The sequence below is a fragment of the Spongiactinospora gelatinilytica genome, assembly GCF_003236385.1.
Classification (GTDB): Bacteria; Actinomycetota; Actinomycetes; order Streptosporangiales; family Streptosporangiaceae; genus Spongiactinospora; species Spongiactinospora gelatinilytica.
The window spans coordinates 1-8,095 of record NZ_POUA01000346.1; the positions used below are offsets into that span (position 1 = coordinate 1).

The window sequence follows — 8,095 nt, forward strand, 5'->3', positions numbered from 1 at the left end:
AGGGTGGGTGCCGGGTGCGCACGGCTTCCCGAGAACGCGGTCATCAGCGGGTTTCGGCTGCGGGCGGGTACCGAGGGGGTCGCGCTGGACGGGCAGGGCGCGGGAGTACGGCTCGCCGTACGCAAGAGCGCCGGTTCGCTATGCGTTGTCGAGGGCGGGGACGGCGACGCGCGGTGGCGGGTCGTGTGCTGTGATCACGACCTGACGGCGGAAGACCTCGCGGACGCGGCCGGGCTCGACGATCTGGTACCTCGGCTGCCTCAGGGTCTGGCGGCAGGTCACTGGCTGGTGCTGCCGGGTCCGGCTCTGGTGCCGATCCGCGGGGGCGGGCATGGCGCCGCGCGTGGTGCCGAACGGGACGGGCTGGGGCGCGCGTTGCCGGTGCGCCCGCGGCGCCCGCGGCCGTTGCCGTCGCGGCGTGCGCCGACGGCGGTGGCCGGGCGAGCAGGTTTCACGGTACTGGCTCCGGCCGCGCAGGGGGCGCAGCCGCTCGGATGGAGCATCGGGACGCCGGGTGACGGCGAAGGGGTGACCGTCTCCTACCGGGTGCCTCCGCTGTCGGTGACAGGGACACTGGCGGCCCTGCCGGCGTCGCCGCCGTACCGCACGGTGCTCGGCGGGGTACTGCTGGTGGAGAGCACGCTGGTCGGCGGTAGCGCGGTGGGCGCCTACGTCGTGCCCGGCGAGTCCGGGGTGCAGCCGTCGATGTTCGCGTTCGGCGCGCTCGGCCGGGACAAGGGGATCGGGCCACCGCCGTTCCAGGTACGCGGTATCGCGCTGGGAATGGGCTGGAACAGCCAGATCCGGCAGCCCGCGATCGAAGAGGTGGCCGATTTCCCGTTCGTGGTGGCGTTGGACGATCCTGGAGCGATCGGCGGTGCGGGCGGCGATCCGGTGCAGGTGCTGCGCAACCTGACTGCGGGTGACGCCCCCTGGGTACGGCCGTCCGAGGGCGGGGTGTGGGTCGCCGCCGGCCTGGCGTTCAGCTGCTTCGACGTGCTGTTCGGCCGCGCGCTGGCGATGGTGCAGACCGGGGCGGATCTGACGATCGCGCTGCTGGGCGTGGGGAGCGCGGAGTTGCCCCGCAAGGCGGGCAGGAAGTTCGCGAAGGCGGAGATCGCCCTGGAGGCGGTGCTGAAGCCGAACGCGGGCGAGATGCGGCTGTCGGCGGCGTTGACCCCGGCGTCGTTCGTGATCGACCCGAACTGCAAGCTGCGCGGCGGGGCGACGCTGGCGGTGTGGTACGGGCCCAGCCCGCAGGCGGGCGACTTCGTGCTGAGCCTGGGCGGGTACCACCCCAACTACCGGCCGCCGGCGCACTATCCGGTGCCCGCGCGCCTGGGCTTCGACTGGGATCTGACGGGGAGCGTGACCGTCAGCGGCAGCGCCTACTTCGCGGTCACGCCGTCGGCGGTGATGCTCGGCGGCGGCCTGGACGTGCGGTTCCATTCGGGCATGCTGCGGGCGTGGCTGACCGCGAAGGCGGACGCGCTGATTCAGTGGCGGCCGTTCGCGTTCGACATCGGCGTCAGCGTGCGCATCGGCGTGCAAGCGCGCATCAAGATCATCTTTGTCACGTTGACGATCACCATCGAGATCGGGGCGAGCCTGCGGTTGTACGGGCCGCCGACCGGCGGAGAGGCCACGGTCCACCTGTGGTTCATCGAGTTCACCATCGGTTTCGGCGCCAAGCGCGACACCGAGGACAACCTCTTGGACTGGGGGGAGTTCACGCAGATGCTGCCGCCGCCCGGCGGGCTGGTGCGTATCAACCCGGGTGCGGGATTGATCAGCGACGAGGGGCGGGTCGGTGGTACGGGCGGCGCGTGGCTGGTCTCCTCAGCGGGTTTCGCGTTCACCGTGGACTCTTCGGTGCCGATCACCGAGATGTACTTCGACAGCCTGTCCACCTTACCGGCGCAGCGCGGTGACCGGGTGGGTGTGCGGCCGATGGGTGAACGGGACCGCACCGCCATGCAGGTGGTCTCGCTGCTGTTGGAGGGAACCCCGCTGTCTCTGGCCGAGTGGGAGCCGCGGTTCCACCGCTCGGCCGTACCGCAGTCGCTGTGGGGCGCCGGGTCGCCGAGCTCGCTGCCACCGGCCGGGACACAGCTGATCCGCAACCAGCTCACCGGCGTGGAGCTGGCGTCCCCGGCGGCGGACAATGGTGCCGACACCGGGTATATCTCGGCCGAGCACCTCACGTTCGATCCGCTGGAGCCCGGCGTGCTGCCACTGGACCCGAACGCTCGTCCGATCGGGCCGATCCCGGTGCGGCTGCCCGGCGGGCAGGCGATCGACCGCATCTGCACCACCGTTGACGCCACGAACCAGCGTTCTGCCCGGGCCGCACTGGTGAGTGCTCTCGCCGCGGCCGGGGTGGACGTGGGTGCGGTGGATCGCGATCTATCCGGATACGCCCGCGCGGCTGAGTCCGCCTTCACCGCGGCACCGCTGCTCGTCCCCGTCGGCTGACCACCCCACCGGCTGACATTCCCGCTGGCACTCCAGCCGAAAGGCTTCAAAGGGTTCATGAACAGAATCAGCAGTGTCGAGCACCGGATGCGACTCTTCGATCACCGCATCCCCGCCATGTCCGCGGGCAGGCATGAGATCCGCGTCGAGCAGAGCCTGGATGCCACCGGGGCGAGCCTGCCCACGCACCGGCAGTTGTTCGACGTGCGGGAGCTGCGGTTCGAGATCGCGGCCACGAGCGTGCAGGCGTGCTATCCGCTGCCGGGGGCCGGCGGCTCCTACGGCCAGGTGCTGCCGCACATCACGCTGGACACGGCGGCGCTGCCGTGGTTGCGGCGCCTGCCGGGGACGAGCCGAGCGACGCCGTGGATGGCTCTGCTGGTCTTCCGGGAGGACGAACTGCCCGGCGACCCCCAGGCGCTGGGCGTGGTCGACGTGCAGACCGTGCGGCAACTGATGAACGGCGCCCTTCCCGGGCAAGCGCCGCATATCCTGCCAGAGTTCATCTTCGACGACGAATGGGAGAGGGCCTGCACGACCATCCGCGTGCCCGGTGAGCTGTTCGCCGCGATCGCGCCGACGGCGAAGGACATGGCCGCGCTGGCGCACCTCCGCGAAGGCGGGCCGCCGGACGCCACGCACGTTCGCTCGGACGATGAACCCGAGCCGGATGTGGAAGAGCTGAGCGCGGTCGTGGTCGCCAATCGCTTCCCCTCCGTGGACGGCGGCATGCACGTGGTGCACCTGCTGTCCTTCGACGGATTCGAGCGCTACCTGGACGGGGCGAGCGCTCCGCCGTCCGCGGGGCTGCGAATGGTCTCGCTGTGGTCGTGGACGTTCGAGTCCGTCTATGACACCGGCATCGGCTTCGGCGACCTGGCGCACAACCTCGCCACGGGCCCCGACGCACGCCCCGACCTGCTGCTGCGCCGACGAGTACCGGATGCGACCGGGACGGAGCCGGCGCGGCGCGAGGTCGCCGAACGACTGCGGGCAGGCTCGGCGGCGCTGCCGCACGTGCTGGACTCCGGCGAGCGGTCGGTGGCGTTCTACCGCGGGCCGCTGACCGCGCAGTGCGCGCAGCGGCTGCCTCCCCCCGCGCAGGAGCGCACCCGGTTGGAGTCCGCCGGTGAGGCGCTGATCTACCTGGAGGAGCACGGCGTGTTCGATACCGGGTACGCTGCCGCGTTCAGCCTGGGGCGGCAGTTGTGCCTGGGCGACGCGGAGTTCCGCACCGCGCTGATGGAGTTCCGCAAGGCGGCCCGCAGCGCGGTGCGGCGCGTCGTCGGCCAGGCGGCGCTCGGGCGGACGGTGACGGCCGGGGAGGTGTCCGGGCGGGCCGCGCACGAGGCGTTCGACCGGCTGCTGACCGCCGAATCCGGGCATCGGATCGGCCGGATTCTGTCCACGGCGGGAGCGGCGGCCGCCGCCGGGCGGCGCACCCGCCGGGCAGGCACCCGATCGGGCGGCACGGAGGGGCTTGTGGACGCGGCACGGCTACGCGCGGGCGTGGCCCAAATTCACACGCGGGCGGTACTGCGCGAGGTCCTCGCGCCGGAGCTCGAACCGGTCGCGGCGTGGCTGGGACGGCTGCCGATGCTGGAGATGGTCCCGTTCGAGCACCTGGTGCCGGACGAGGAAATGCTGCCGGTCGAGTCGCTGCGGTTCGCCTACACCGACCCCGGGTGGGTGCGCGCCGCCGTGGACGGCGCGCTCAGTGTGGGGGTCGGTCATGCCCTGGACTCCGACCTGAACGCGCTCACCACGCAGGTCGCCGAGCCGCCGCCGGGTGTGCTGCTGCTACGGTCCGACCTGGTGCCGAACTGGCCGAAGATCATCATGACGGCGTTCCGCGGGGACGACGTCGTCGAGCCGGTACGGCGCGCGGTGTACGGGCACGACGTGCTGCTGATGCTCTACCCCCAGGTGATCGACGCCTTCACGATGGCCGAGCCGCCTCAGGGCCTGCATTTCGGGTTCAGCGACATCGGCACCATCGAGCGGCGGAAGATCTCCCGCCCGGATGTCGGCCGGCCGCTGGGCGAGTTCCCCGAGGACCCGGCTGATGACCGGTTCGCGCGGTTTCTGCGGCCAGGCGGCCACGACGTGCTCAACGTGGACGGCACGGGTGATGCGCTGCTGCCCGCCCTCTCGCGCACCCACGACGTCGAGCGGCTCACCTCCGCGCAGTTCGCCCTCCAGATGATCAAGGCCCCTCAGTTTCAGGAGTTCACCCGTCCATGAACACGACCGGACGTGCAACGACGCCGGGGCCGGCGATGACCGAGCCCAACACTCTGGTGGTCCCGGTCGAGGTCGCCGCGCTGGCGGTCAACGACCAAACCCGCATAACCGACGGCAGCTTCATCTGGCAGCGCTGGCAGGCCGACTTCCGCGCCTTGGCCGAAGACGACCTGCCGCCCGAACCGGTGCCGTTCACCTTCGAGGACTGGAGCGATGACCCCGGCCGGTGCGGGGTGTACGTCCAGTGGCAGTTGCCCTCGGCGCTGACCCGCGGCCGGCACGACGAGGCCGAGGGCATCGGCGACTTCCCGCTGGTGCCCAACCGGTGGCTGGTCGTGCGCCGTTTCGGTCTCCGCAGACCACGCACCTGGCTGGTACACAGCGACCACGTCGGCAGTCGTGACGACGGGCCCGACGTCACTCCCGGCACCGTGTCCTGTCTTGACCCGGGCTCGGGACAGGAGCCGAAGGCGACCTTCCTCGGCCGTGCCGTCGAACTGACCGAGGACAGCCCCTGGAGGGAACCGGCCGACGCCCGTGAGCCGTTCCTGACCGCGATCGGGTCGGGGCTGCTGACCTTCGCGGCCTTCCAGCCGTACAACCACAACGTGTTCTCGCTGCACGACCCGCTCGACGACATCACCGGGGACGCGAGGCTGTCTTATCACGTGTGCGGCTGGTACTCCCATCCCGATGCCGACATCGCCGCCAGAACCGGCGGAGAGAGTTTGCGGGAGTGGCTGGACCGGCTGCAGTGGAGCGCACCGACCGCCACCAGCGAAGTGGCGCGCACCCTGTACACCGGCAGCGTGCTCAACCTGGTGTGGCAGCCGCGCGGGCCCGTGCCCGAGTCGGACTGCCCGGGGCCGGACGACATCGCGGTGTGCGTGGCCAACAGCTCCGCCGAGGCGGTCGCCGCCCTGCCCGACGGCGCCGAAGGCGTCCTTTCCGCAGAGGACTCCCGGCTGTTTCGCGCTTTCACGCTGGACCGCCTCGACGCATTGGACCGCGCCGACGGCGCCGGCGACCGGCTGATCGCGCAGGCCGCCCACGACACGGGGTTCGGTACCTCCCCTGGCGGCTTCGCCTGGCGTGCCGTGGACAACGACGACGCCGAGACCCGCGGCCGCACGTCAGCGCGGGAGCGCGCCCGTGAGCAGCAGGTCGTCGCCGAGCTCAATCGCCTCCAGGCCGAGCACGACGCCGACGTACGCGCCCTGACGGGGGCGCGCGACCGCCTGTTCGACCTGTGGTCGCTGTCGCAGGCGCCGCGCCGCCACCCGGACTTCGACGCCGCCATCGACGACGAGCTCGACCCGGCCCTCTCCTCCGGCGCGGCCGGCCGCGTCGCCGAACTCACCCGCCGCATCCAGGCGGCGCGCGCCGTTCTGCCGTGGAGCGAGACGCCCGGGGGACTGGCGACCAAGGCGGCCATCTACGCCGCCCATGCCGGACTACGTTCCACATGCGTCCTCGAACGCGTCCCGGCGCCCCCCTTCCACCACGCCACCGATCCGGTGGTGGTGCTGCACGGCGCGCACCTCAACGCGCCGCTCACCCGCGGATCGGCGCTGCCGTGCCGTCCCGCCGACCGGCTGGTCACGGCCGTGCGATTGATCACCGAAGCCGACGTGCGCGCCGAAGTGCAAGCCGTGCCCACCAGCGGCCTGCCTGCACCGCTGCCCGCGGCGCTGACCGAGTTCTTCATCCTCGCCCGCGCTCGCGAAAGCGGCCCCATCAGCGCGGGGGAGGCCATCGGAGCTCTGCCCGAATACGGCACCGACCTCTGGCGGCAGCCCTGGCAGCCGCTGTATCTGATGTGGAAGGCCGCTTATACGCCGCTGGCCTACACCGAAGACGGCCGGCGCCGCTGGCGGTTCGACGGCACCCGCTACATCTGGAACGGCGACGGCGATGTTCCCGATTCGGTCGAGGTCATGGGTCGGCAGGTCCTCACCCCCAGCGTGGGGCACACACTGGCCGGACAGATCGACGCCCACGCCGCGCACCGCACCGATCTTTCCGACGACCTGGTGTACGGGGTGCGCGAGGCCCTCCGCCGCGAGGACCTGCTGGCGCAGTCTCTGGACGGGTTCGGCGCGATGCTGCGCCAACGCGACCCTCGGGCCCGGCGCCGTCCCCCGGTCGGCATCGAAGCCCTCATCGGCCCTACGGACATCCCGGCGCCCGTCCCCGGCATCCCGCCGAAGTACCCCGGGCAGGCGTGGCAGGACTCGCGCTACCACGAACTGCGCGCCGGGCAGTTGGCCTTCTCCCGACTGTCGGTGGTCGACCGGTTCGGCCGCGCGGTCAATCTCATCGAGGACGAGCGCCACTTCCTCCCGGTGCTGCCGGACACGATGATCCCCGAGACCCCCGTCGACGACATCGCCTCCGATCGGCTGATCGAGTTCGGCCCGCGCCTGCTGCAGCCGGCCCGGCTGCGGTTCGACTTCCTGGCCAGTGACCGCGACGAGGACATCGCGGTCACCCCCGGCGCCAACCCGGTTTGCGCCTGGCTGCTCAACAACCGCTTCGACCGTACCCTGGCCTGCTTCGACCCCGCTGGCCGCGCCCTGGGCGAACTTCGGGACGTCCTCGCTCCCAACGATAGCCGCGCCGTCGCCTGGGTTCCCCTGCCCGGCTCGCATATACGCGAACTTGAGCAACTGCGCGACATTCTGCCCCACACCTACGCGTTCCTCGACGCCATCCGCAGCCGCGGTCCGGACGTGCTGGCATCGGTACGCGCCACCGTGGACGCGGCACTGACGATGATCGACCCGGACGGCCCCGCCGACGCCGGCCTGGGTTTCCTGCTCGGCCGTCCCTCCGCCCTGGTCCGCACCCGCCTGGACCTGGAACTGCTCGGTCCGGTGCGCACCACCGTGGCCTGGACCCAGGGCGCCGACCCCCCGCCCCCCCACGTGCCCTCCTACGAGTGGTTCGTCCGCCTGGGCGAGCCCGCCCGCACCGACGACGGCCTGATCGGCGTCGTCTTCAACGACGACTACACCCACCTGCACACCGCGATCAATCCGATCGGTGAGCACGGCGGCTACCTGCGGCCCATCCCCATCGACGGCGAACCGTCCATCGCCGTCTCCGTCGCAGGGGCCCCGGTCACCGCCACCCTGCTCGTCGACCCGCGCGTGCCCATCCATGCCACCACCGACATCCTGCCCACCGGAATCGTCCACATTCCCCAGGAGTTCACCGCCACCGCACTGTCGCGCATGGCCGTCGGCTTCCGCGCCGGGCCGCTGCTGGCCGCCGAAGCCCAGGGCAGCGCGGTCACGCCCGCTCCGGCCACCGCGACCGGCACCTGGATCTGGTCCGAACCCGCCCCCGACGGCTGGCGCAGCATGCCCATGAC

3 protein-coding genes are annotated in these 8,095 nt (G+C 71.7%); all 3 read left to right on the plus strand.

Annotated features, from left to right (window positions below; translation table 11 throughout):
- Window positions 1-2,475: DUF6603 domain-containing protein (locus C1I98_RS41920; protein ID WP_368773550.1), on the plus strand; the 2,475-nt coding region annotated here is incomplete at its 5' end.
- Window positions 2,476-2,532: 57 nt separating this feature from the next.
- Window positions 2,533-4,719, plus strand: a complete 2,187-nt coding sequence (locus C1I98_RS31015) for a hypothetical protein (protein ID WP_199537339.1) — start codon at window positions 2,533-2,535, stop codon at window positions 4,717-4,719.
- Window positions 4,716-8,095: hypothetical protein (locus C1I98_RS31020; RefSeq protein WP_146607744.1), on the plus strand; the 3,380-nt coding region annotated here is incomplete at its 3' end. The genes C1I98_RS31015 and C1I98_RS31020, both read left to right, overlap by 4 nt.

Bases quoted from the DNA above. Each gene is read 5' to 3' on its own strand.
- C1I98_RS31015 (WP_199537339.1), top strand. From the start codon at position 2,533: ATGAACAGAATCAGCAGTGTCGAGCACCGGATGCGACTCTTCGATCAC.